Source organism: Streptomyces sp. NBC_00385 (assembly GCF_035917155.1).
Lineage (GTDB): Bacteria > Actinomycetota > Actinomycetes > Streptomycetales > Streptomycetaceae > Streptomyces > Streptomyces poriferorum.
Genome location: NZ_CP107951.1, coordinates 3,268,749 through 3,293,057, shown reverse-complemented (window position 1 = coordinate 3,293,057; position 24,309 = coordinate 3,268,749). Strand labels below are relative to the sequence as shown.

Sequence of the window (24,309 nt, the reverse complement as noted above, 5' to 3'; positions counted from 1 at the left end):
GCCGCGGGGTGCGGGTGCTCCGCGGGGCGCGGGGTTCCGTCCTCAATCGCCGGACGGACTCGATGTGGCGCGGGTGCCCCCGGCGGAACCGCTGCCGCACGGCCGCGCCACATCGCCCCGCGCCCGAGGGACCCGTTTTGACCCGTCCGGGGCGGGGCGGGTACTGTCGGGGATTGTTATACGTATTGGCTTCGTCGTTCTCACGCGAAGGGCCCTTACGTAGGTTCTCTGGAGCAGTTACCAGTGGCTCGCATACGGGCAGCGTCCCCGGCATTGTGAGCCCCAGCTGCATGATCGCTTCAGAGGTGCCATGTGTCTGGACCCCATCCACTGAAGAAGCGAAGGCTACGAAGTGCGTACGTACAGCCCCAAGCCCGGCGATGTCACTCGCCAGTGGCACATCATTGACGCTGAGGACATCGTCCTCGGCCGTCTGGCCACCACGGCTGCGAACCTCCTCCGAGGCAAGCACAAGGCGATCTACGCCCCCCACATGGACATGGGCGACTTCGTCATCATCATCAACGCCGACAAGGTTCACTTGTCGGGCAACAAGAAGACCCAGAAGATGGCGTACCGCCACTCCGGCTTCCCGGGCGGTCTTCGCTCCGTTCGTTACGACGAGCTCCTCGCGAAGAACCCCGAGAAGGCCGTCGAGAAGGCCATCAAGGGCATGATCCCCAAGAACACCCTGGGCCGTCAGATGATCTCGAAGCTGAAGGTCTACGCGGGCGACCAGCACCCGCACGCTGCGCAGCAGCCGGTCCCGTTCGAGATCACCCAGGTCGCGCAGTAGTTCCGGCCTCCCCCCAAAGACGTAAAGAAAGATCTGAGGAGCATCGTGGCCGAGACCACTGTTGAGACAACCACCGACGAGGCTGTGGGCACCGAGGGCGAGGAGACCTTCGCCGAGGTGACCACCTTCGAGTCCGAGGTTCCCGTCGAGGGTGAGTACACCTCCGAGTCGCTCGCGGGCCGCTTCGGCGACCCGCAGCCCGCGGCCGGCCTTGGCCGTCGCAAGAACGCCATCGCCCGCGTCCGGATCGTTCCGGGCACCGGCAAGTGGAAGATCAACGGTCGCACCCTTGAGGACTACTTCCCCAACAAGGTGCACCAGCAGGAAGTCAACGAGCCCTTCAAGATTCTCGAGCTCGACGGTCGCTACGACGTCGTGGCCCGCATCTCGGGTGGCGGTGTCTCCGGTCAGGCCGGTGCCCTGCGCCTCGGTGTGGCCCGCTCGCTGAACGAGGCGGACGTGGACAACAACCGCGCCACGCTGAAGAAGGCCGGCTTCCTCTCCCGCGACGACCGTGCGGTCGAGCGCAAGAAGGCCGGTCTCAAGAAGGCCCGTAAGGCCCCGCAGTACAGCAAGCGCTAAACCGCCTGCTCAACCGCGTTACACGTTCGCCCCGGCGGCACTCTTCGTGCTGCCGGGGCGTTCGTTTATTGACAACCTCGGGCATATAACGGCATAAGGCGTTTATAGGCTTGATGTGCTTGTTGCTTACGTAGTCTGATTTTTTTGCGTTTCGGAGCACCTTCGGAGGACACCAGTGGGACGACTCTTCGGCACGGACGGCGTGCGCGGTGTCGCCAATGCGGATCTGACGGCCGAGCTCGCGCTCGGTCTCTCGGTCGCGGCGGCACACGTACTGGCCGAGGCAGGCACCTTCGAGGGCCATCGGCCGACGGCCGTGGTCGGCCGCGACCCGCGCGCCTCCGGAGAGTTCCTGGAGGCTGCCGTGGTGGCCGGGCTGGCCAGCGCGGGCGTCGACGTCCTGCGCGTCGGCGTGCTGCCGACCCCGGCCGTGGCCTATCTCACCGGCGCTCTGGGCGCGGATATCGGCGTGATGCTCTCCGCCAGCCACAACGCCATGCCGGACAACGGTGTCAAGTTCTTCGCCCGCGGCGGCCACAAGCTCGCCGACGAGCTGGAGGACCGCATCGAGACGGTCTACGAGCAGCACCGCACCGGCGAGCCGTGGGCCCGTCCCACCGGCGCCGGAGTGGGCCGCATCAGCGACTACGCCGAGGGCTTCGACCGGTACGTCGCCCACCTCATCGGGGTGCTCCCCAACCGCCTCGACGGCCTGAAGGTCGTCCTGGACGAGGCGCACGGCGCCGCCGCCCACGTCTCGCCCGAGGCGTTCGCACGGGCCGGTGCCGAGGTCGTCACGATCGGCGCCGAGCCGGACGGCCTGAACATCAACGACGGCTGCGGCTCCACGCACCTGTCGCTGCTCCGCGCCGCCGTCGTCGAGCACGGGGCCGACCTCGGCATCGCGCACGACGGCGACGCCGACCGCTGCCTGGCCGTGGACGGTGCGGGCGAGGAGATCGACGGCGACCAGATCCTCGCCGTGCTGGCCCTCGCCATGCGCGAGGCCGGGCAGCTGCGCAAGGGCACCGTGGTCGGCACCGTGATGTCGAACCTCGGCTTCAAGATCGCCATGGAGCGCGAGGGCATCCAGCTCGTCCAGACCGCCGTCGGCGACCGGTACGTCCTGGAGTCGATGAAGGCCGAGGGCTACGCCCTGGGCGGCGAGCAGTCCGGCCACGTCATCGTCCTGGACCACGCCACGACCGGCGACGGCACGCTGACCGGCCTGATGCTGGCGGCCCGCGTCGCCGCCACCGGCCGCTCGCTCGCCGACCTCGCCGGAGTGATGGAGCGCCTGCCGCAGGTCCTCGTCAACGTCCCGGACGTCGACAAGTCCCGTGTGTCCACCTCCCCTGAGCTGGCCACGGCCGTCGCCGAGGCCGAACGCGAGCTGGGCGCCACCGGCCGGGTGCTGCTGCGCCAGTCGGGTACGGAACCGCTGGTACGGGTCATGGTCGAGGCGGCCGACATCGAGCAGGCACGCGCGGTGGCCGGCCGGCTGGCCGACGTCGTGAAGTCCGCGCTGGGCTGACCCGCGCTCGACTCCCGGAAGGGCCCGGCCTCACGGCCGGGCCCTTCCGGCGTTCTGCGGCAGCCGGCCGCACCCCAGCGCGTCGAGGAGGCGGGTCAGGTCGGCCGGCGCGGCCGCGAGGCGGACCGGCTCGCCCGCGTCGTCCATTTCGGCGATGTGCCAGCTCCGGGGAACGGTGTCACCGTCGCTGCCCCGGACGCGCCGCACGTTCGTGAGGGTGAGCCGCTCCACCGGGATCGGCCTGGCGGCGAACCGGCCCGGGCCGGGGTGGGGCGTGACCGCGGGCGGACCCTCCCCGACGACGACGTGGGTGCCGAAGCCGTGCGGGTTGTAGGCGGTGTGCTCAAGGAAACGGGCCGCGAGGAAGAGCTCCTGGGAAGGCCCGGTCCCGGTCCTGGTCCCGGTTCCGTCCCCGGTTCCGGTCACCGGGGCGTCGCCGGGGGTGTGGACGCGGGTGGCCCGCCAGGCACGGGCGAACATCACCGCGGTCGCCGCCGCGCCCGAGGCCGCCCAGACGACGGTTCCGGGCGAGCCCAGCGGGTCCGTGGGGTGGCGGTAGCAGAGCGGCAGCAGCCATGCGGCCGTACCGGCGAGTGCGGCCGCGAACGGCAGCGCGGAGGGAAGGACCTCGTCGTCCGGCAGCCGGCGCCCGCGCCGCCGCAGCAGCAGACGGGCACCCGGATAGCCCGCGGCAAGGGCGCACCCGGCCGCGACGAGGGCCACCTCTCCGGCGCCGGTGAAGTGCGCGCGCCACACGTACCGCTCTCCCGCGACCTCCCTCACCCGGTGACGCCAGACGGTCAGCTCGACGCTGTCACCGGGGCGGAACGTGCCGGCGGCCTCCCGGGAGACGCCGAGCCGTTCCAGCGGCCGTCCGTCGGCGAAGTACAGCCGGCTGCCGGCCTCCCCCTTGCTCACCTTTGTCCGTGCGATCTCCGCCTGCCGGGTGCTCAGGCACTCGCCGCGCTCCGCGGCAGGCACGGCGGCGGTGCACGGCACGGCCGCCTGCCACACCCGGTTCTCCGACGCCAGGCCCGGTACGTACCACGCGGCCAGGCCCGCGCCCGCGAGGAGGAGCACGCACACGGCCCACGACACGGCCGCTCCGCGCCCGGCGGCGCGGTACGAGATGACCGGGATGTGGCCCGACGCGGGGTCTCCGTACCGGCGGTGCAGTGCGCGGAGCGCGTCCAGCTTCGCGTCGAACTCCGGGCGGTCGACGGAGGACGCGCTCATCGGCACCGGCAGCCGCCGTGTGTGCCCGTCGCGCAGCAGCACGCTGACGCGATGGATCTCCTGGTTCCGCCCGTACTGGATGTACGTGCGCAGGTCGGCGATGCCGGACCACGGCAGGTTCCTGCGGCGCAGCAGCGTCCGGGAGCGCAGACCGTACGCGTCCGCGCTCACCCGGGCGGTGGCCGCGTACAGGCAGGCGAGGGCCACGAGCGCGAGCAGCAGGGCCACGGCTGCCACGAGCCCGCCCACGTACACGGCGAGCACAGCGGCCGGGCCCGTCCCGGCCGCGCAGACCGCGGCGCACCACCACAGGGCACGCCTCGCGGCGGGACGGTAGATGACTTCTCCGGCGTCGGGCATGCCTGAGATCGTGTCAGCGGTACGGCGGGCACCGCTTGTGCGGTGTACGGCAGTTTCGGGAGGTGCGACATTGCCGGGCCTCGCCCGTGGGCCCGACCGCCCTACGCGTCAGCCGCCGCCGACGGCTTCGGGTGGGCCGCGTACCACCGCAGGGCCGCCATCCACAGGGCCTTCTGGGCCAGCAGCGTCAGGGTTCCCGCCAGGACGATCCCGCCCAGGTTCGCCAGCAGCTGCTGGATGGACCCCGTCATCTGGTTGTAGTCGCTGTAGCTGAACGCCACCGCCGCGTTGGCGGCGGCCGGCACGGTCGTCACCGAGATCGCGACCCCGATGAGGGCGCCGGACTTCGCCGAGGTGAGCGAGAGCGTTCCGGCGATGCCCGCGAGAAGGGCCACCACGAAGGACATCCAGTCCGGCTGCCAGACGAACGCCGTGTTCGGGCGGGGTGCCTCGATCATCGCCTCGTCGAACAGCCCGAAGGCGTCCATCAGCCAGGCGAAGCCGGCCGTCAGCACCATGGCCGCGGCGAATCCGCCGACCAGGGCCCACAGCGACCGCCACACCAGGCGCGGGGCGCGCTGCACCAGCGCCGTGGAGATCCCGGCGAGCGGCCCGAACTCCGGGCCCACCGCCATCGCGCCCACGATCAGGATCGCGTTGTCGAGCATCACACCGCAGGCGGCGAGCATCGTCGCGACCGCGAGGAACGACACATAGGTGATGCTGAACGTCGACTCCTCGTGGGTGATGTCCGTCAGTTCCTCCCACACCACCGCGTCCGCACCCTCGCCCGGCGCCTCCTCCTTGGCCCGGTCGGCGCCGGCGGAGAGGGTCAGGTCCATGTTCTCGACGGTGATCGCCCCGTACTCGGCGACCCCGAGCTTCCGCAGCGCCCCGATCAGCTCGTCGCCCGCCTCGCGCGCCACGTCGCACAGCACCACGTCACCGACCGGGTCGCGCGCGACCCCCGGCAGCACCGCGAGGTGGGCGGTGCCGACGCTCTCCTCCAGCAGGTCCGTCACCTCGCCCGTCCGGTCGGCCGGGACGATCAGACGTAGATGCAGCACGGTGCACCCTTTCCGGGATCAGAGCTTGCGCAGGGACAGCCGCTGGACCTTGTGGTCGGGGCCCTTGCGGAGCACCAGCGTGGCACGGCCGCGGGTCGGCGCCACGTTCTCCACCAGATTGGGTCTGTTGATGGTCCGCCACATCGTCGCCGCGTACTCCATCGCCTCCGCCTCGGAGACCTGGGTGTACTTGCGGAAGTACGAGGACGGGTCCTGGAACGCCGTGGCGCGCAGCTTGCGGAAGCGGTTGAGGTACCAGGTCTCGATGTCCTCGGGCCGTGCGTCCACGTACACGCTGAAGTCGAAGTAGTCCGCGAGCCCGACCCTGGTCCGGCCGTCCTTGCCGGGCAGGGCGGGCTGCAGCACGTTCAGCCCCTCGACGATGAGGATGTCCGGGCGCCGCACGGTGAGCCGCTCGCCCGGCACGATGTCGTAGATCAGGTGCGAGTAGACGGGGGCGGTCACCTCGTCCTTGCCCGCCTTGATGTCGGCGACGAATCGGGTCAGTGCGCGCCGGTCGTAGGACTCCGGGAAGCCCTTGCGCGACATCAGGCCGCGCGCGTGGAGCTCCTTCATCGGCAGCAGGAACCCGTCCGTGGTCACCAGTTCCACCCGCGGGTGCTCCGGCCAGCGGGCCAGCAGCGCCTGGAGGATACGTGCGCTGGTGGACTTGCCCACCGCGACGCTGCCCGCGACCCCTATGACGAACGGCGTGCCGCGCTGCTCCCCGTGACCGTTGCCCGCGTCCCCGAGGAAGGTGTTCAGCGCGCCGCGCAGGCCGGACGTGGCCTGGACGTACAGGTTGAGGAGGCGTGAGAGCGGCAGGTAGACGTCCCGCACCTCGTCGAGGTCGATGACGTCCCCGAGCCCGCGCAGCCGCTCCACCTCGTCGGCGGTCAGCGGCAGCGGCGTCTTGTCGCGCAGCGCGCTCCACTCCGCCCGGGAGAGGTCGACGTACGGCGTCGCGGCGGGCTCGGCGCGTCGGTTCGTGCTCCGTGTCGGCGAAGTGATCACGGGTTCATTGTTGCGGGAGTTCGACAGGAGTTCGAACGGGGTGGGGGGTGGGCTCGGTCACGTGGCGGACGGAGCCCACCGGCCTCCGCACCGTCTACACGTGTTCTTCGGTGGCGTGCGAGTCGGTGAGGGTCAGGGCGCCGCCCGCCGTGACCAGTCCGACCACGACCGCCAGTACGGCGTAGGTGATCCGCTCGCCGTGGAAGAACGACGCCACCAGACTGTCGCTCCAGGTGCCCGCGGGCAGGTGTGTGGTGACCAGTACGGCGATCAGCGTGCCGACCACCGCGGTGCCGATACTGGTTCCGACCTCCTGGGCGGTGTCGTTGAGCGCCGTGCCGATCGAGGTGCGGTTCTCCGGCATCGCGCCGACGAGCGCGATGGCGCAGATCGTCATGACGGTGCGCAGGCCGACGGTCATCAGGACCATGCAGGCCGCGATGACGCCGTACCCGCGGTCGACGCCCCAGGACAGGCCGGCCAGCGAACCGGCCAGACAGGCCGCGCCGACCAGGCAGGCGATGCGGTGGCCGAACCGCTTCGCGAGCCACTCGGACAGCGGGGTCGCGGCGATCATGGTCACGATGAGCGGCAGGTTCGCCAGGCCGGCCCGGACGGGGCTCCACCCGTAGGCGTACTGGAAGTGGAGGATCAGCCCGAACATCACGGCGGCCATCGCGATGGCCGTGCCGATCTGCGCGATGGCGGCGCCGCGGACGGTGCCGCTGGAGAAGAGGCGGAGGTCCAGCATGGGCGAGGGGCTGCGGCGCTCGTGCAGGACGAACGCGATGCCCGCGACGATGGCGCCGAGGACGGAGCCGAGCGTGGTCGCGGAGAGCCAGCCGTGCTCGACGCCGCTGGTCAGCGCGTAGCAGGCGAGACCGATGGTGGCGACGCTCAGGGCGGCGCCCGGCAGATCGAGCTTGTCGCGGGTCAGGTCCTGAGGGCGGTCGGCCGGTACTCCGAGACGGACGCCGATGGCCGCGATCAGGGCGATCGGGGCGTTGACGATCAGGAGCCACTGCCACGACACGTGGGCGAGGGCGGTGCCGCCCAGCAGCGGGCCGAGGATGAAGCCGGACATGCCGACGATGATCATCAGGGTCATCGCGCGCATCCGCAGCGCCTGGTCGTCGAACAGCCGGAAGACCAGCGAGTTGGTGATGGGGGCCATCGCGGCCGCGGCTATGCCGAGGCCGGCCCGCAAGGTGATGAGCTCGCCTGCGGTGCTGACGGCGACGACGCCCAGGCTCAGCAGGCCGAACACCGCCAGGCCGACCAGCAGCACGCGCCGGCGCCCCAGCCGGTCGGCCATCGATCCTGCCGTCAGCAGCAGCCCGCCGAACGTCAGTGAGTACGCGCCGGTGACCCACTGCAGCGAGGTCGTGCTGCTGTCGAGGTCCCGGCCGATCGTGGGCAGCGCGATCGAGAGCAGGGTGTTGTCCACCATCTCGACGAAGAAGGCCAGGCAGAGCGCGGCCAGGGGAATCCATGCGGCGCGCAGGGACGGATAGGTACGCGATGCGGCGGGCTCGGTGGAAGACGTGGTCGTGGTCATGGCGGGCCTCCTCTCGGGACGTTGCCGAACATAGAACGACGTTCGACAATGGAACATGGTTCGACCATAGAACATGGTTCGATGATGAGGCAAGCTGTGATTGGATGAGTGCCATGACAGGCCCGCGCCCACGACCCGCCGATCGCCCTTCCCGGGGGCGTCAACGTGCCTCGCACTCCATCGAGGCCGTGCTCACCGCGGCGGTGGCCCTGCTAGACGAGGAGGGTGCGTCGGCGCTGACCCTCCGCGCCCTCGCGGCCCGGCTCGGTACCGGCGTCGGCAGCATCTACTGGTACGTCTCGGGCAAGGACGAACTGCTCGACCGCGCCATCGACCATGTGCTCGGCGGGGTGCTGGCCGCCGTCGAGGGCCAGGCCAGGAGCGACGACCCGATCGATGACCTGCGCGTGATGGCCGTCACGCTGTTCGACGCGATCGTGGACCGGCCGTGGCTGGGCGCGCACTTCATGCGCAACATCGCCGAGCGGGGCAACTCTTTGCGGCTGTACGAGCGGTTGGGGCAGCAGACGCTGCGGCTCGACCTCACTCCCCGGCAGCGGTTCCACGCGGTGTCGGCGGTCGTCGGCGTGGTGGTCGGCAGCGCCATCGACCTGGGGCAGGAGCCGCCGCAGGAGGTGCTCGACGGCTCGGTGGGCCGCGACGAGTTCCTCGGCCGTTACGCAGAGATGTGGCGTGAGCTCGATGCCGGCGAGTTTCCGTTCATGCGCGACATCGCCGACGAGTTCGACGGGCACGACGACAAGGAACAGTTCCTCGCCGGGCTGGAACTGACGCTGACGGGCCTGCGCCTCCAGGTCGGGACCGGGGCCTGAACCCGCCCCGTAGCGCGGGCAGTCGAATGATCACCCGGCCTTCGGTGTGCGCCCGGGCTGTTGGTACTCTGCCGCCCCGCCGACCGGCCGCCGAGGTCCGGGACGGCGGACTCACCTTTCCTTACGCAGCAATGAGGCGCGCATGAAAGCAGCAGGCAGAACCGGCGCCGTGATCACCCTCGCGGGGGCCCTGGCCCTCGTGCCGATCACGGCGCCGACGGCGCAGGCCGCGGACACCGGCATCACGGTGTCCCGGATCGTCGTCAACGGCGGCAAGCCCGTCGTGGTGGGAACGCACGACGTGCGGGAACCGTCGCTCACCTTCCGGATCACCCTCCCGTCCGGATACAGCACCGCCAACCCCTTCGCGTACAGCGCGGAGCCGTTCCTCTACCACGACACCACTCCCTCGAAGGGGGGTGGGGGCAGCGGCGGTCTCTACGCGGGCGGCTACACCTGTTACGAGACGAGCTCGCGGATCGCGGACTGCAAGGGCACCGTGCGCATCGACCCGTACTACCGCCTGGACTCCAACAACGACGCGACGACCTGGAAGGTCGGCGTCGTCGCGCGGCTCTGGAAGACGAACGGGCAGCTCAAGGCCGAGGAGTACACGGCCACGTCCGGCCGCGTCCAGATCAAGCGCTGGGCCAAGGCCACGGTCAACGCCTCGCCGGAACCGGTGAAGAAGGGCGGGACGCTCACCGTGACCGGCAGCCTCACGCGGGCCGACTGGGTGAAGCACAAGTACACCGGTGTGGCGGCGGGGCTCGCCAGGCTGCAGTTCTGCAAGAAGGGCAGCACCGTCTACACGAACGTGAAGTCCGTACGGTCGAGCTCCACGGGTGCGCTGAAGACGACCGTCAAGGCGTCCGTCGACGGTTACTGGCGCTGGACCTTCGGCGGGTGGGACACCACCGGGAGCGCCACGTCGTCCGGCGACTACATCGACGTGCGCTGAGCCGGTAGCGGGTACCGCACGACGAAAAGGCCGGTCCGGCGCACAGGGCGCCGGGCCGGCCTTCCGCCGCCGTGCCTAGTCCGTGCCGGACTCCATCGCGGCGCGGTCCAGCATCTCGTCGGCCTCGGAGACCTCGCCGCGGGAGGCGATGGCCTGGGCGCCGCCCTCGGGCAGGGAGCCGATCAGGCCGGTCGCCGCGGCCTGGGCCGCGCCGATGGCCGGGTTGGCGGTGCCGATCAGGCCGAGGCCCGCGTACTGCTCCAGCTTGGCGCGGGAGTCGGCGATGTCGAGGTTGCGCATCGTGAGCTGGCCGATCCGGTCGACCGGGCCGAACGCGGAGTCCTCGGTGCGCTCCATGGACAGCTTGTCCGGGTGGTAGCTGAACGCCGGGCCCGTGGTGTCGAGGATCGAGTAGTCCTCGCCGCGCCGCAGTCGCAGTGTGACCTCGCCGGTGACGGCGGTGCCGACCCAGCGCTGGATCGACTCACGGACCATGAGTGCCTGCGGGTCCAGCCAGCGGCCCTCGTACATCAGACGGCCCAGGCGCCGGCCCTCGTTGTGGTACTGGGCGAGGGTGTCCTCGTTGTGGATCGCGTTGACCAGGCGCTCGTACGCGGCGTGCAGCAGGGCCATGCCGGGGGCCTCGTAGATACCGCGGCTCTTGGCCTCGATGATCCGGTTCTCGATCTGGTCCGACATGCCCATGCCGTGGCGGCCACCGATGGTGTTGGCCTTCATCACGAGGTCGACGGCGGAGTCGAACTTCTCTCCGTTGATCGTCACCGGGCGGCCCTGGTCGAAGCCGATCGTGACGTCCTCGGTCTCGATCTCGACCGACGGGTCCCAGAACTTGACGCCCATGATCGGGTCGACGGTCTCCACACCGGTGTTCAGGTGCTCCAGGGTCTTGGCCTCGTGGGTGGCGCCCCAGATGTTGGCGTCGGTGGAGTACGCCTTCTCCGTGCTGTCGCGGTAGGGCAGGTCATGCGCGACCAGCCACTCCGACATCTCCTTGCGGCCGCCGAGCTCGGTCACGAAGTCCGCGTCGAGCCAGGGCTTGTAGATCCGCAGGTGCGGGTTGGCGAGGAGGCCGTAGCGGTAGAACCGCTCGATGTCGTTGCCCTTGTACGTGGAGCCGTCGCCCCAGATCTGTACGTTGTCCTCAAGCATCGCCCGCACCAGGAGCGTGCCGGTGACGGCGCGGCCGAGCGGCGTGGTGTTGAAGTACGCCCGCCCGCCCGAGCGGATGTGGAACGCGCCGCAGGTGAGCGCGGCCAGCCCCTCCTCGACGAGCGCCGCACGGCAGTCGACCAGCCGCGCGAGCTCGGCGCCGTAGGCCTTGGCGCGGCCGGGCACGGAGGCGATGTCGGGCTCGTCGTACTGGCCGATGTCGGCGGTGTAGGTGCACGGGACAGCGCCCTTGTCGCGCATCCACGCGACCGCGACCGAGGTGTCGAGGCCGCCCGAGAAGGCGATGCCGACGCGCTCGCCGGTGGGCAGGGAGGTGAGGACCTTAGACATAGGAAGATTATGCATCATCTCGCATGATCATGCAACGCGGGTCGCTGGGAGGATGGTCTCGGCGCGGGGCGGGGCCGAGGGCGGCGCGGCGGCCTCGCGCGTTCCTGGCGCGGTCGCCGACGCGCCGGTAGCGGCTCTCAACTGCTGACCATGCCCGCCGTGCGGGCGGCAGCCCTGGTGCCGGGGTGGGTCCGGGCCGGCTGCTCGCCGGGCGGATGTCGACGGCGTCGGTGACGCCGCGGGTCGTTTTCGGGCGACCGGTCCCGCCCGAAAACCCACCCGCCCCAGGCGTTTCAGGCGTCGGCGATTCGGCCATAACCCGCTGCTCCACGGCTGCTCCGGCGCACGGGCAGGACCCGCGAACCCTTGCCGTTGCTGAGGCCGCACGCGTCCGGAATCGAGTGCGTTCGATTCCCCGTGGGCGTCGTTATGCCGTGCACCGCCGAGCCATCCAGGTGCGGCACCGAGTCCCAGGAGGGACGCAGGTGACTGTGACTGACGCCTTGACCGCACACTCGGACACCCCGCCGCCACCGCCCCCGGCCGTCCTCGACTTCCAGGGCAAGCACGGCAAGAACCCGCTGGCCGAAGCCGGTTTCCGCACCATGTGCGGGCGCCTTCCCGCCGTCCTGAAGCACACGGTCCGACTCGCCTGGGCGGTGGACCGGACCGCCGTCCTGGTTCTTCTGCTCTGCCAGCTCCTCACCGGCACCGCAGCGGCCCTCACGCTCGCCTTCACCGCGAGGGCGATGACGTACCTGCTCGCCACGGGCCCCGTCTCCGAACGTCTGCACGGCGCCCTGCCCGCGCTTGTCGTGGTGACCGTCGCCGCCGGTGCGGGCCGCATCGCCATGGCGCTCGCGTCCTACGCCGAACGTCGCGTCACGCCGCTGCTGATGACCGAGGCCGACGTGGCGCTGGTCGCCGCCGTGTGCCGGGTCGAGGTGGCGGCGTACGGCGAGGACGGGTTCGCCGACCGGCAGGAAGCCGCCGAAGTGGGCGTCACCCGCACCACGACCCTGGTCAACGACGCACAGCGGTTCATGGCCTCCGGCGTCCGGATGGCCGCCGCGGGCGGCGTCATCACCGTCCTGCACTGGGCCATGCTTCCCGCCCTGCTGCTCGCCGTGCTCCCGGCCGGGATCGGCGCGATCCTGCGGGCCCGGGTGGACTACGAGACCCACTACCTCAACGTCGGCGACCGCAACGTGCGCGGCATGACGCGCTGGTGGGCCACCTCCGCCCGGTACGGCGACGAGGTCCGCGCCAACGGCATGACCGGCTACATCCTTTACTGGTACCGGGCGCTGTCCGAGCGCATCGACCGGCGCACCCTGGCCGCCGCCCCACGACAGCTGCGCATCGACGTGTCCACCAGCGCTGTCAGCGGTGTCTTCCTGACGGGCACCTGGGCCCTTCTCGCCTGGCTCGCCACCACGGGCGCCGTCCCGCTGCCGGTCGCCGCGACCGCCGTCCTCGCCGTCCAGACCACCCTCGCCGCGCTCTCCCAGCTCGTGGTCCAGGGCGCCGCGCTGTTCCACACCTCGCTCTATCTCGCCGACATGCGCGCGTTCCTCGACATGGCCGACGCGCGCGCCCCGAAGCGCGGCGAGCTGACGATTCCGGAGCAGGTGGACGAGATCCGGCTCGACGAGGTGGTCTACCGGTATCCGGGGAAGGAACAGCCCGCCGTGAACGGCGTCTCCCTCAGCCTGCGCCGGGGCGAGATCCTGGCCGTGGTCGGCGAGAACGGCTCCGGCAAGTCCACGCTCACCAAGCTCATCACCGGGCTCCTCCTCGCCGACAAGGGCCGTGTGCTGTGGGACGGCGCCGACCTGGCGCAGGCCGACGCCGAAGCCGTCTGGAAGCGGACCGCGCTCGTGCCGCAGAACTTCGCCACCTGGCCGCTGCGCGCCCGCGAGAACATCACGCTCGGCCAGCCCAAGTCGTGGGACGACGAGCTGGTGTGGAAGGCCGTCGACGCCGTCGGCATGCGCGAGGCCGTCGAAGAACTGCCGAACCGGCTCGACACCCTGCTGGCCCGTGAACTGTTCGGCGGTGCGGAACTCTCCGGCGGGCAATGGCAGCGGCTCGCGTGCGGCCGGGCGCTGTACCGGCGGACTCCGCTGCTGATCCTGGACGAGCCGACCTCACAGATGGACGCCCGTGGGGAGCACCAGATCTTTGTGGAGATCAAGCGGCTGGCCGCCGACTGCATGACGATCGTCGTGACGCATCAACTGGAGAACACGCGGCTGGCCGACCGGATCATCGTCATGGAGCACGGCCGGGTGATCGAGGACGGTGCGTACGACGACCTGATCCACGCCGGGGGTCTGTTCGCCGAACTCGTCGCCCTGGCCAAGGACCGGTGACGGTCGGCCCGGTCCGCTGACGGAGCCGGAGCGAGCCCCGAGGGCCTGCCGCGCCTATCCGCGCCGCAGGTCCTCGGCGGGTGGCGGGCCAGGACCGCTCAGTGTCCCCGGAACGGCCGGTACGTCAGCTGCTTCACGCGCCGCAGGAACGGCATCGATTCCACGTGCTCGACGCCCTCCAGTCCGCCCAGGCGCTCGCTCAGGTAGCGGTACAGATGGCCCGTGTCACGGGTGATCACCACCGCCACCAGGTTGGACGGCCCGGTGGTCGCCGCCGCGTAGGCGACCTCCGGGTGGGTGGCCAGCGCCTCGCCCACCGCGTTCAGGGCGCGGGGCGCGGCGGTGATGCACAGCATCGTCGGGTGGCGGAAGCCGAAGGGGTCGGCGTCGAACTCGACGTCCACGTACAGCGCGCCCGAGGCCACGAGCTGCGCCATGCGGCGCTTGACCGCCGACTCGGAGCGGCCCGTCGCCTTCTGGAGCTCGGGGTACGTGGCCCGGCCGTCCGCTTCCAACGCGGCGACCAGGGGTTCGTCCTCGGCGGTGATGACGGCCGGGCCCGGGTGGTCCGGAAGGGGGGCGGGGGCGAGGGCGGCGGACTGTTCGGGGGACAGGGCGCCGCTCTTGTGGAGCCAGCCGGACGGGCCGCCGTAGAAGCGGTGCAGCAGCTGGTGGGCGCGGATGTCGACGATGTGCGGGGTACGCGGCAGCTTGCCGAGGAGCAGGTCGTCGGCGTCGTCCCGGGAGCGGACGTTCGCCGTGCACGTCACCTCCGTACCGCCCGAAGTGAGGCCGATCCACGCCGTGTCCGGGCGCTTGGCCAGGGCTTCGGCGATGGCCGTCGCGCCCTCGGGCGCGCAGCGCACGCGCAGCAGCCAGTGGTCGAGCGAGTCCTCCGCGGCGGCGCAGCGGACCCCGACGACCCGGAGCCCCGCCGGGGACCGGAGCCTGCGGAAGCGGCGCGCCACGGTCTGGTCGGAGACCCCGAGCACGGTCGCGATCCGGCTGAACGGGGCCCGGGCGTCCAGCTCCAGCGCATGCAGGATCTGCAGATCGAGGGCGTCGCCCACTGCGTTGGATTCCATGGGTGAAGGCCCCTCCAATGTCGAATTCCGGCGGTTACAGGTCTTCGGCCGGTGGTTTCTGTCGCTCTTCTTCGATCGTACGGGTGTGGTCGCCGGCCACACCGAAGCCGTAAGAGCCGTACAGGGAGAAACACATGCGCAAGTGGGGGCCGCTCACCGCGGTCTGTCTGGGGACGTTCATGCTGCTGCTGGACGTCACGATCGTCATCGTGGCGCTGCCCGACATGGCACGGGTGCTGGACGCGTCGCTCTCCGACCTGCAATGGGTCATCGACGGATACGCGCTGGCGCTCGCCGCGCTGCTGCTCGGCATCGGGGCCGCCGCCGACCTGCTCGGGCGGCGCCGGGTCCATGTCGCGGGCGTCGTGCTCTTCGCCGTCGCCTCGCTGGGCTGCGGACTCGCCTCGTCGCCGGCGGTGCTGGTGGCCGCGCGCGGGATCCAGGGAGTGGGAGCGGCCGCGATGTTCGCGACCACGCTGCCGTTGCTCGCCTCCGTCTACCGGGGCAAGGACCGGTCCGTCGCACTCGGGCTGTGGGGTGCGGTGAGCGGGGGCGCCGCCGCGATCGGGCCGGTCATCGGCGGACTGCTGACCGAGGGGCCCGGGTGGCGGTGGATCTTCTTCGTGAACCTCCCGGTCAGCGTCGCCGCCATCTGGCTGACCGTCCGCACGGTGCCCGAGTCGCACGGGGCGCGGGGCCGGCGCATCGACTGGGCGGGGACCGTGAGCTTCGCGGTGTTCGCGGCGGCGGCCACGTACGCCGTCGTACGGGCGGGGAGCCTGGGCTGGGCCTCGGGGCGCACGCTCGCCACGTTCGGGACCGCCGCGCTCGCCCTGCTCTGCTTCGTGCTCGTCGAGCGGCGCGTCGCGCACCCGCTGCTGGAACTGTCGCTGTTCCGGAAGTCCGCGTTCACCGGTGTGATGGCCGGGGCACTCGCGTACAACCTGGCGGCCTTCGCCGTCCTGCCGTACACCTCGATCTGGCTGCAGACCGTGCTCGGGCTCAGTCCCGTCCAGGGCGGCCTGGCGCTCCTCCCGCTGGCCGCGACGGCGTTCGTGGTGGCGGCCGTCGGAGGGAAGCTGCTGCACGGGGTGCAGCCGAGGCTGGCCATCGGCGTCGGCCTCGCCCTGATCGGCGTCGGCACGCTCGGCCAGGCCGTCCTCGGCGCGGGCTCCTCGTGGCCGGCGCTGCTGCCCGGGCTGATCGTCGCGGGCATCGGCACCGGCCTGGTGTCCCCGGCCCTCGCCGGCGCCGCGCTCGCCGCCGTACCGCCGGAGCGGGCGGGCATGGCGGGCGGCGCGGTCAACACCTTCCGGCAGCTCGGATACGCCTTCGGGGTGGCCGCGCTCGGAACGGTGCTGACCTCGCGGATCGGCGAGACGCTGGGCGAGGAGCAGTCCCATGCGCTGGCGGGCGGCGGTGCTTCGGGGCTGCGCTCGGCGGGGGTGCCCGAGCACGCGCTGCGGGCGGCGTTCGCCTCGGGGCTGAACACGGCAGCCGTGGTGGCCGGAGCGGTGGGGGTCGTCGCCGGCGTGGCGGTGCTCCTGCTGGTGAGGGAGGAGCGGAAGGCGCCGGAGGCCGCGGGGGGTGCGGTGCCGGAGGTAGTGCGCGCACGGTAGGTGCGGCGGCGCTGTGTCCTCAATCGCCGGACGAGCTTGTTTTTCTGCGACTATGCGAAGAACAGGGGCTGGTGATCAGGAAAGGACCACTATGTGCGGAATCGTGGGTTACGTCGGTGGGCAGTCGGCGCAGGACGTCGTCGTCGCCGGTCTCAAGCGGCTGGAGTACCGGGGGTACGACTCCGCGGGGATCGCGATCCTGGCCGACGGGGGACTGGCCGCCGCCAAGAAGGCCGGGAAGCTCGTCAACCTGGAGAAGGTACTGGTCGAGCAGCCGCTTCCGGCCGGGAGCGCCGGGATCGGGCACACCCGGTGGGCCACCCACGGCGGGCCCACCGACACCAACGCCCACCCGCACCTCGACAACGCCGGACGCGTCGCCGTCGTCCACAACGGGATCATCGAGAACTTCGCCGCACTCCGCGCCGAACTGGGCGGGCGCGGCCACGACCTCCTCTCCGAGACCGACACCGAGGTCGTCGCCCACCTCCTCGCCGAGGCGTTCTCGCAGAGCGCGGACCCGGCGGAGGCGATGCGGCAGGTCTGCCGGCGCCTCGAAGGGGCCTTCACCCTCGTCGCCGTGTTCGCGGACGCGCCCGACGTGGTGGTCGGGGCCCGGCGGAACTCGCCGCTCGTCGTCGGGGTGGGCGACGGCGAGGCCTTCCTCGCCTCCGACGTCGCCGCGTTCATCGCCCACACCCGCTCCGCGGTCGAGCTCGGCCAGGACCAGGTGGTCGAGCTGCGGCGGGAGGGCGTCGTGGTCACCGGGTTCGACGGGGAGCCCGCCGAGGTGCGGGCGTACCACGTGGACTGGGACGCCTCCGCCGCCGAGAAGGGCGGGTACGCCTCCTTCATGCTCAAGGAGATCGCCGAGCAGCCCAAGGCCGTCACCGACACCCTCCTCGGCCGGATCGACCCGGAGGGCACCCTCCACCTCGACGAGGTGCGGATCACGCGGGGCGAACTGCGCGAGGTCGACAAGGTGGTGATCGTCGCCTGCGGGACCGCGTTCCACGCCGGGATGATCGCCAAGTACGCCATCGAGCACTGGACCCGGATCCCGTGCGAGACCGAACTCGCCAGCGAGTTCCGCTACCGCGACCCGATCCTGGACCCGCACACCCTCGTCATCGCCATCTCGCAGTCCGGCGAGACGATGGACACCCTGATGGCGCTCCGGCACGCCCGTGAGCAGGGCGCGAAGGTCCTCGCCATCTGCAACACCAACGGCTCGACGATCCCGCGCGAGTCCGACGCCGTGCTCTACACGCACGCGGGTCCCGAGGTCGCCGTCGCGTCCACCAAGGCGTTCCTGACCCAGCTCGTCGCCTGCTACCTGGTGGCGCTCTACCTCGGCCAGGTCCGCGGGACCAAGTGGGGCGACGAGATCCGTACCGTCATCCGCCAGCTCTCCGAGATCTCCGGATCCGTCGACCGGGTCCTGGCGACCATGGAGCCGGTCCGTGCGCTGGCCCGGTCGCTGGCCTCGCACGACACCGTGCTCTTCCTCGGCCGGCACGTCGGCTACCCCGTCGCCCTGGAAGGCGCGTTGAAGCTCAAGGAACTCGCGTACATGCACGCCGAGGGGTTCGCCGCGGGGGAGCTCAAGCACGGGCCGATCGCGCTCATCGAGGACGGGCTGCCCGTGGTCGTGGTCGTCCCGTCGCCGGCCGGGCGCTCCGTGCTGCACGGCAAGATCGTGTCGAACATCCAGGAGATCCGGGCCCGCGGCGCCCTCACCGTCGTCATCGCGGAGGAGGGCGACGAGGAGGTCGTCCCGTACGCCGACCACCTCATCCGGATCCCCGCAACGCCTACGCTGCTTCAGCCACTGGTCGCCACCGTGCCGTTGCAGGTCTTCGCCTGCGAGCTGGCGACGGCCCGCGGCAACGAGGTGGACCAGCCGCGCAACCTGGCGAAGTCCGTCACCGTGGAGTGAGCCATCAGCCAACAGTGAGGGTGCGTACGTGATCATCGGGGTCGGGATCGATGTGGCGGAGATCGAGCGGTTCGACGCGGCGCTGGAACGTACGCCGAATCTCGCACAACGCCTTTTCATCGAGAGCGAGTTGATGCTTCCCGGTGGTGAGCGGCGCGGAATCGCCTCGCTGGCCGCCCGGTTCGCCGCCAAGGAGGCTCTCGCGAAGGCGCTCGGCGCGCCCGCCGGGCTGCTGTGGACGGACGCCGAGGTGTACGTGGAGGAGAGCGGGCAGCCCCGGCTGCGGGTCCGGGGCACCGTCGCCGCACGCGCGGCCGAGCTCGGTGTGCGGCAGTGGCACGTCTCGCTCAGCCATGACGCGGGGGTGGCCTCCGCGGTGGTGATCGCGGAGGGGTAGGAGGGGTAGGAGGGCGGATCCTTGCGTACGTTGGAGCCATGCGAACCGCTTACAGCGTCTCGACCGTACGGGCCGCCGAACAGGCCCTGATGGCACGGCTTCCGGAGGGCACGCTGATGCAGCGCGCCGCCGCCGGGCTCGCCGCCGCCTGCGCCGATCTGCTGCGGCGCGGCGGCCGCGTCTACGGCTCCCGCGTCGTCCTCCTCGTCGGCAGCGGCGACAACGGCGGCGACGCGCTGTACGCGGGGGCCAGGCTGGCGCGGCGCGGCGCGGGCGTCGTCGCCGTGCGGGTGTCACCCGGCCGGGCCCACGAGGGCGGGACGGCGGCCCTGCTGGCTGCGGGCGGACGGGTGATGGACGCCGGTGAGGTCAGCCCGCACCGCGACTGGGGCGGCCACATCGACCTCGTCGTCGACGGCATCACCGGCATCGGCGGGCGCGGCGGACTGCGGCCCGACGCCGCCGCCGTGGTGGAGCACTACGCGGCCCACGGGGTGCCCGTCGTCGCCGTCGATCTGCCGAGCGGTGTCGAGGCCGACAGCGGTGAGGTGCGGGGGGCCGCCGTGCGCGCCGACGTCACCGTCACCTTCGGCGCGTACAAACCGGGGCTGCTCGTCGACCCGGCCGCCGAACGGGCCGGCGCCCTGCACCTCGTCGACATCGGGCTCGGCGCCGAACTGCCGGAGGCACCCGATCTGGAGGCGCTCCAGTACGCGGACGTCGCCGCGCTGCTGCCCGTGCCCGCCGCGGAGAGCGACAAGTACCGGCGCGGCGTCGTCGGCATCGTCGCCGGATCGGCGCGCTACCCGGGGGCCGCGGTGCTCGCCGTCTCCGGGGCGCTGCGCGGCGGGGCGGGGGCCGTGCGCTACGTCGGGCCGGGGGGTGACGCGGTGATCGCGCGGCATCCGGAGACCCTGGTCCACGCGGGCCCGCCGTCGAAGGCCGGACGCGTCCAGGCCTGGGTGGTCGGTCCGGGGCTCGGCGACGGCACGGACGCCGTCGGGGCGGTCTCGGACGTGCTGGCCACGGACGTACCGGTGCTCGTCGACGCGGACGGGCTGCGGCTGCTGGACGCCGACGTCGTACGGGCGCGCACCGCGCCCACCGTCCTCACCCCGCACGCCGGGGAGGCCGCGGCGCTGCTCGGCGTACCGCGCGAGGAGGTGGAGGCGGGGCGGCTCGCCGCCGTACGGGAACTCGCCTCCCGGTTCCGCGCCACGGTCCTGCTCAAGGGGTCGACCACCCTGATCGCCACCGACGCCCCGCACACGCCCGTGCGGGTCAACCCGACCGGCACCTCCTGGCTGGCCACGGCGGGCAGCGGCGACGTGCTCTCCGGGCTGACCGGCTCGCTGCTCGCCGCGGGCCTCGCCCCGCGCGACGCCGCCTCCGTCGGCGCCCACCTCCACGGCCTCGCCGCCCGGCACGCGTCGGACGGCTCCCCGGTCGCCGCGCAGGACGTCGCGGAGGCCATCGCGGCGGCCTGGCGGGACGTACGGGCCTGAGTGATGCTGGGAGCGGCGAGAGGGGAGTGCCGGTGAGCGCCGACAGCGGACTGCGCGTACGCAGGGTGTACGACCCCGAGGAGGACGGCGACGGCATCCGCGTCCTCGTCGACCGGCTGTGGCCGCGCGGCGTCTCCAAGGACCGGGCCGCGATCGACAAGTGGCTCAAGGACGTCACTCCGTCGGACGAACTGCGCTCCTGGTACCACGAGGACCGTTCGGAGAACCGGTACGACACCTTCGTGGACCGCTACCGCGCCGAGCTCGCCGACCCCGTGCACACGGCGGCCGTGGCCGAGCTGACGGCGCTGGTCCGCGCGGGCGGCCCGGTGACGCTCGTCACGGCGGTCAAGGACGTCCCGCACAGCCATGTGCCGGTCCTCGTCGACCATGTGGAACACGAGCTGCACCGCGGCTGACGTGCGCGTCCACCGGCGCGCCGCGCCCTGCCGCGGCCGACGCCCGGGGGTCCTGCGGTGCGCCAGTGAGACACTGGGCGCGATGAACGAGACAGCGTCCTTGAGAGCCCGTGCCGAGATCGACCTCGCCGCACTCCGCGCCAACGTGCGCGTTCTGCGTGCCCGGGCGGCCGGGGCGCAGCTCATGGCCGTGGTCAAGTCCGACGCCTACGGGCACGGGGCGGAGCGCTGCGCGCGTGCCGCGCTCGAAGCCGGTGCCACCTGGCTGGGCACCGCCACCCCGCACGAGGCGCTCGCCCTGCGCGCGGCCGGTCTCGGCGGCCGGGTGATGTGCTGGCTCTGGACGCCGGGCGGGCCCTGGCGCGAGGCGATCGAGGCCGACATCGACGTGTCGGTGAGCGGCATGTGGGCGCTGGACGAGGTCACCGCCGCGGCGGTCGAGGCGGGCCGGCCCGCCCGTATCCAGCTCAAGGCCGACACGGGCCTCGGCCGCAACGGCTGCCAGCCCGCCGACTGGGCCGAACTGGTCGCCGCCGCCCGCACGGCGGAGCAGGCCGGCACCGTCCGTATCACCGGCCTCTGGTCCCACTTCGCCTGTGCCGACGAGCCCGGGCACCCCTCGATCACCGCCCAGCTGGACACCTTCCGCGACATGGTGGCGTACGCGGAGAAGGCCGGTGTCGAGCCCGAGGTGCGGCACATCGCGAACTCCCCGGCGACGCTGACGGTCCCCGAGTCGCACTTCGACCTGGTGCGGACCGGGATCGCCATGTACGGCATCTCGCCCAGCCCCGAGCTGGGCACCCCGGCCGACTTCGGACTGCGCCCCGTGATGACGCTGGCCGCGTCGATCGCCCTGGTCAAGCGGGTCCCGGCCGGCCACGGCATCAGCTACGGGCACCACTACACGACGTCCGCGGAGACCACGCTCGGCCTGGTGCCGCTCGGGTACGCGGACGGTGTTCCACGCCACGCGTCGGGCCGTGGCCCGGTGCTGGTCGGCGGTGTCCGGCGGACGGTCGCGGGCCGGGTGGCCATGGACCAGTTCGTCGTCGACCTCGAAGGGGACGAGCCGGCGGTGGGCAGCGACGCCGTGCTGTTCGGCCCGGGGGACCGGGGCGAGCCGAGCGCCGAGGACTGGGCGCGGGCGGCGGACACGATCGCGTACGAGATCGTCACCCGGATCGGCGGCCGGGTGCCGCGCGTCTACCGGGACGACGAAACGCCAAAGGGCCCCTCGGCCGGGTCCTGACCGGATCAGCACCCCTGACCAGGCACGATCTGAGAAGGTCCCGGGCCGGCCGGACGAGATCGCAGGAGACCGGGCCGGCCCTTCGACCCTGACCCGACGGACACGACACGACCGACGAGGAGCGCGGCACGGTGAGCGAGATCAGCGCGGGGGACGCGGTGGCGACGGCCGCTTCGGCGGCCGGCTGGCGCCGGGCGGGGATCGCCGGGGCCGCCATAGGTGTGATCGCCGCAGGCGCGGCGGCCGGGGTCGCGGTCGAGCGGCTGACGGTCGGCCGCGGCATGCGCAAGCGGGCCAGGCTGGCGCTGGACGCCACCGGACCGTACGGCTCGCTGCGCGGGCTGCCGGGCCGGGCGACGGCCGACGACGGCACCGAGCTCTACTACGAGATCGACGAGGTCGACCCGGGCAACGGCAAGGGAACGGGCGGTACGCCCCCCGGCCCGCGCCGGCGCCGTCTCTTCGGGCACAAGGCACCCGCCCCGGTGACGGTCGTCTTCAGTCACGGCTACTGCCTCAGCCAGGACTCCTGGCACTTCCAGCGGGCGGCCCTGCGCGGCCTCGTGCGTACCGTCCACTGGGACCAGCGCAGCCACGGCCGCTCCGAGCGCGGCCGGGCGCAGGCGCAGGGCGTGCACCTCCGCTTCGACCAGCTGGGCCGCGACCTCAAGGCCGTGATCGACGCGGCCGCCCCCGAAGGGCCCCTGGTGCTGGTCGGGCACTCCATGGGCGGCATGACGATCATGGAGTTCGCCGACCAGTACCCGGCGCTCATGCGCGACCGGGTCGCCGCCGTCGCCTTCGTCGGCACGTCGAGCGGGAAGCTCGGCGAGGTCAGCTTCGGGCTGCCGGTGGCGGGCGTGAACGCGGTGCGGCGGGTGCTGCCCGGCGTGCTGAAGGCGCTCGGCACGCAGGCGGAGCTGGTGGAGCGGGGGAGGCGGGCGACGGCGGATCTGTTCGCCGGGCTGATCAAGCGGTACTCGTTCGGCTCGCGGGACGTGGACCCGGCGGTCGAGCGGTTCGCCGAGCGGCTCATCGAGTCCACGCCGATCGATGTCGTCGCGGAGTTCTACCCCGCCTTCATCGCGCACGACAAGAGCAAGGCGCTGCCGCTGTTCCGGGACCTCCCGGTGCTGATCCTGGCGGGCGACAAGGACCTGGTGACGCCCAGCTCGCACAGCGAGGCGATCGCGGACCGGCTGCCCGACGCGGAGCTGGTCATCGTCCCGGACGCCGGACACCTGGTGATGCTGGAGCACCCGGAGACGGTCACGGACCGGCTGGCGGACCTGCTGGTGCGGGCCGGCGCCGTACCGGAGTCGTCCGAGGCGCGCGGATGAGGGCCGGGGACGTACCGGAAGTCCTCTAACGTTGGCGGGCATGGAAGCACCGCACAGCAGCCCGGCGGCCGAGCCCGCCGCAGGCGCCCCGCACGACACCGTCACCGTGACGCTCGCCGTCGAGTCCCCCGAACAGATGCAGGCCCTGGGCCGCCGGATCTCCGGTGTGCTGCGCCCCGGCGACCTGGTGATGCTCACCGGCGAGCTTGGCGCGGGCAAGACGACCCTGACCCGGGGGCTCGGCGAGGGCCTGGGCGTCCGTGGCGCCGTCACGTCACCCACCTTCGTGATCGCCCGCGTCCACCCCCCGCTCGGCGGCGGCCCGGCGCTGGTCCACGTCGACGCGTACCGCCTGGGCGGCGGGCTCGACGAGATGGAGGACCTGGACCTCGACGTGTCGCTGCCGGATTCGGTGGTCGTCGTCGAGTGGGGCGACGGCAAGGTCGAGGAGCTCTCCGACGACCGGCTCCAGGTGCTCATCGACCGCGCGGTCGGCGACACGGACGACGAGCGGCGCGCGGTGACGCTGGTGGGCTTCGGCGCACGCTGGGCGGGGCTGCGGACGGAGTCCTGGGCCCCGTGGGGCACGGCGGGACTCTGAGGAGCGGCCGCCTCCGGGCCCGTTTCCGACATGGTGTCGGCAAATTGTTGCGCGGGGTGGTGCGGGCGTGGTGACATGGAGGGCGAGAGCAGGTTAGGTCTGCCTAACGTGCCTTCCACCGGAGCCCCAGGAGGCGTTCATGCCGACATCGGAGCGAGAAGTGCAGCCACCGCCGCGGGCGGTGTCGATGAGAGACCTGCTCGCCGCCGGAGCGGCGGCCACCGCCGTCTCCACCCCGCCCGGCCCACGCCCGCACGGCACGGCACGGCCGCCGCGCGAGGGCGCGGGGGCGCACCCGAAGCGCTGCTGAGCCCC

21 protein-coding genes are annotated in these 24,309 nt (G+C 72.1%); 15 read left to right on the top strand and 6 right to left on the bottom strand.

The features are described from left to right. Positions 1 to 352 precede the first annotated feature (352 nt). The 3 genes from rplM to glmM all read left to right on the top strand — a co-directional run bounded on the left by rplM (position 353) and on the right by glmM (position 2,912). On the top strand, positions 353 to 796 hold the full coding sequence (gene rplM, locus OG959_RS14350) for a 50S ribosomal protein L13 (protein WP_136328420.1): 444 nt from the start codon (positions 353 to 355) through the stop codon (positions 794 to 796). Positions 797 to 841: 45 nt separating this feature from the next. Then, positions 842 to 1,378: a 30S ribosomal protein S9 gene (rpsI, locus tag OG959_RS14345; protein WP_399067939.1), complete on the top strand. Its 537-nt coding sequence runs from the start codon at positions 842 to 844 to the stop codon at positions 1,376 to 1,378. Positions 1,379 to 1,553: 175 nt separating this feature from the next. After that, entirely contained in the window at positions 1,554 to 2,912 is a 1,359-nt protein-coding gene (glmM, locus tag OG959_RS14340) for a phosphoglucosamine mutase (RefSeq protein WP_326658564.1), read from the top strand. A 30-nt stretch (positions 2,913 to 2,942) separates the two neighbouring features. Here glmM and OG959_RS14335 read toward each other — a convergent pair whose 3' ends face one another. The 4 genes from OG959_RS14335 to OG959_RS14320 form a co-directional block, all read right to left on the bottom strand. Beyond that, positions 2,943 to 4,508 carry a PH domain-containing protein gene (locus tag OG959_RS14335; protein ID WP_326658563.1) on the bottom strand — a complete coding sequence of 522 codons (1,566 nt, stop codon included), beginning with the start codon at positions 4,506 to 4,508 and terminating at the stop codon, positions 2,943 to 2,945. Positions 4,509 to 4,609: 101 nt separating this feature from the next. Beyond that, the gene (locus tag OG959_RS14330; protein ID WP_326658562.1) at positions 4,610 to 5,575 is read right to left on the bottom strand and encodes a DUF389 domain-containing protein; all 966 of its coding nucleotides are present in this window, start codon (positions 5,573 to 5,575) and stop codon (positions 4,610 to 4,612) included. A gap of 18 nt (positions 5,576 to 5,593) precedes the next feature. Continuing rightward, positions 5,594 to 6,589 carry a type I pantothenate kinase gene (gene coaA, locus OG959_RS14325; RefSeq protein WP_326658561.1) on the bottom strand — a complete coding sequence of 332 codons (996 nt, stop codon included), beginning with the start codon at positions 6,587 to 6,589 and terminating at the stop codon, positions 5,594 to 5,596. 94 nt (positions 6,590 to 6,683) lie between these two features. Continuing rightward, positions 6,684 to 8,147, bottom strand: coding sequence for an MFS transporter (locus OG959_RS14320; RefSeq protein ID WP_326658560.1), 1,464 nt, complete (start codon positions 8,145 to 8,147; stop codon positions 6,684 to 6,686). 179 nt (positions 8,148 to 8,326) lie between these two features. Between OG959_RS14320 and OG959_RS14315 the strand changes: the two genes are divergently transcribed. Then, positions 8,327 to 8,980, top strand: a complete 654-nt coding sequence (locus OG959_RS14315; RefSeq protein WP_326666380.1) for a TetR/AcrR family transcriptional regulator — start codon at positions 8,327 to 8,329, stop codon at positions 8,978 to 8,980. Positions 8,981 to 9,122: 142 nt separating this feature from the next. Next, positions 9,123 to 9,941 (top strand): hypothetical protein, encoded by an 819-nt coding sequence (locus OG959_RS14310; RefSeq protein ID WP_326658559.1) that lies wholly within the window; start codon positions 9,123 to 9,125, stop codon positions 9,939 to 9,941. 75 nt (positions 9,942 to 10,016) lie between these two features. Here OG959_RS14310 and argG read toward each other — a convergent pair whose 3' ends face one another. Beyond that, a complete protein-coding gene (gene argG / locus OG959_RS14305; protein ID WP_326658558.1) occupies positions 10,017 to 11,462 on the bottom strand; it encodes an argininosuccinate synthase in 1,446 nt (481 codons plus the stop codon). A gap of 491 nt (positions 11,463 to 11,953) precedes the next feature. On the opposite strand from argG, the gene OG959_RS14300 reads away from it, so the two are divergent. Continuing rightward, a complete protein-coding gene (locus OG959_RS14300) occupies positions 11,954 to 13,837 on the top strand; it encodes an ATP-binding cassette domain-containing protein (protein ID WP_442805739.1) in 1,884 nt (627 codons plus the stop codon). Between the two features lie 98 nt (positions 13,838 to 13,935). Here the strand turns inward: OG959_RS14300 and OG959_RS14295 are convergent, their stop codons facing one another. Beyond that, entirely contained in the window at positions 13,936 to 14,922 is a 987-nt protein-coding gene (locus tag OG959_RS14295) for an Lrp/AsnC family transcriptional regulator (RefSeq protein ID WP_326658556.1), read from the bottom strand. 134 nt (positions 14,923 to 15,056) lie between these two features. Between OG959_RS14295 and OG959_RS14290 the strand changes: the two genes are divergently transcribed. From OG959_RS14290 to OG959_RS14250, 9 genes are all read left to right on the top strand, one after another. Beyond that, positions 15,057 to 16,541 (top strand): MFS transporter, encoded by a 1,485-nt coding sequence (locus OG959_RS14290; protein WP_326658555.1) that lies wholly within the window; start codon positions 15,057 to 15,059, stop codon positions 16,539 to 16,541. A 91-nt stretch (positions 16,542 to 16,632) separates the two neighbouring features. Then, positions 16,633 to 18,480: a glutamine--fructose-6-phosphate transaminase (isomerizing) gene (gene glmS / locus OG959_RS14285; RefSeq protein WP_326658554.1), complete on the top strand. Its 1,848-nt coding sequence runs from the start codon at positions 16,633 to 16,635 to the stop codon at positions 18,478 to 18,480. Between the two features lie 28 nt (positions 18,481 to 18,508). Continuing rightward, entirely contained in the window at positions 18,509 to 18,877 is a 369-nt protein-coding gene (locus OG959_RS14280; RefSeq protein WP_326658553.1) for a holo-ACP synthase, read from the top strand. A gap of 38 nt (positions 18,878 to 18,915) precedes the next feature. Then, on the top strand, positions 18,916 to 20,382 hold the full coding sequence (locus OG959_RS14275) for an NAD(P)H-hydrate dehydratase (RefSeq protein WP_326658552.1): 1,467 nt from the start codon (positions 18,916 to 18,918) through the stop codon (positions 20,380 to 20,382). Positions 20,383 to 20,414: 32 nt separating this feature from the next. Beyond that, a complete protein-coding gene (locus tag OG959_RS14270) occupies positions 20,415 to 20,801 on the top strand; it encodes a DUF488 domain-containing protein (RefSeq protein ID WP_326658551.1) in 387 nt (128 codons plus the stop codon). 82 nt (positions 20,802 to 20,883) lie between these two features. Next, positions 20,884 to 22,053 carry an alanine racemase gene (gene alr / locus OG959_RS14265; RefSeq protein WP_326658550.1) on the top strand — a complete coding sequence of 390 codons (1,170 nt, stop codon included), beginning with the start codon at positions 20,884 to 20,886 and terminating at the stop codon, positions 22,051 to 22,053. A 131-nt stretch (positions 22,054 to 22,184) separates the two neighbouring features. Continuing rightward, a complete protein-coding gene (locus OG959_RS14260) occupies positions 22,185 to 23,393 on the top strand; it encodes an alpha/beta fold hydrolase (RefSeq protein ID WP_326658549.1) in 1,209 nt (402 codons plus the stop codon). A gap of 40 nt (positions 23,394 to 23,433) precedes the next feature. Then, on the top strand, positions 23,434 to 23,994 hold the full coding sequence (gene tsaE / locus OG959_RS14255; protein WP_326658548.1) for a tRNA (adenosine(37)-N6)-threonylcarbamoyltransferase complex ATPase subunit type 1 TsaE: 561 nt from the start codon (positions 23,434 to 23,436) through the stop codon (positions 23,992 to 23,994). A gap of 139 nt (positions 23,995 to 24,133) precedes the next feature. Further along, the gene (locus tag OG959_RS14250; RefSeq protein ID WP_326658547.1) at positions 24,134 to 24,304 is read left to right on the top strand and encodes a hypothetical protein; all 171 of its coding nucleotides are present in this window, start codon (positions 24,134 to 24,136) and stop codon (positions 24,302 to 24,304) included. Positions 24,305 to 24,309 lie beyond the last annotated feature (5 nt).

Coding starts and splice junctions, on each gene's coding strand:
- OG959_RS14335 (WP_326658563.1), bottom strand. CDS start 4,508: ATGCCCGACGCCGGAGAAGTCATCTACCGTCCCGCCGCGAGGCGTGCC.
- OG959_RS14320 (WP_326658560.1), bottom strand. CDS start 8,147: ATGACCACGACCACGTCTTCCACCGAGCCCGCCGCATCGCGTACCTAT.
- OG959_RS14310 (WP_326658559.1), top strand. CDS start 9,123: ATGAAAGCAGCAGGCAGAACCGGCGCCGTGATCACCCTCGCGGGGGCC.
- argG (WP_326658558.1), bottom strand. CDS start 11,462: ATGTCTAAGGTCCTCACCTCCCTGCCCACCGGCGAGCGCGTCGGCATC.
- OG959_RS14295 (WP_326658556.1), bottom strand. CDS start 14,922: ATGGAATCCAACGCAGTGGGCGACGCCCTCGATCTGCAGATCCTGCAT.
- OG959_RS14290 (WP_326658555.1), top strand. CDS start 15,057: ATGCGCAAGTGGGGGCCGCTCACCGCGGTCTGTCTGGGGACGTTCATG.
- glmS (WP_326658554.1), top strand. CDS start 16,633: ATGTGCGGAATCGTGGGTTACGTCGGTGGGCAGTCGGCGCAGGACGTC.
- OG959_RS14275 (WP_326658552.1), top strand. CDS start 18,916: ATGCGAACCGCTTACAGCGTCTCGACCGTACGGGCCGCCGAACAGGCC.
- alr (WP_326658550.1), top strand. CDS start 20,884: ATGAACGAGACAGCGTCCTTGAGAGCCCGTGCCGAGATCGACCTCGCC.
- tsaE (WP_326658548.1), top strand. CDS start 23,434: ATGGAAGCACCGCACAGCAGCCCGGCGGCCGAGCCCGCCGCAGGCGCC.
- OG959_RS14250 (WP_326658547.1), top strand. CDS start 24,134: ATGCCGACATCGGAGCGAGAAGTGCAGCCACCGCCGCGGGCGGTGTCG.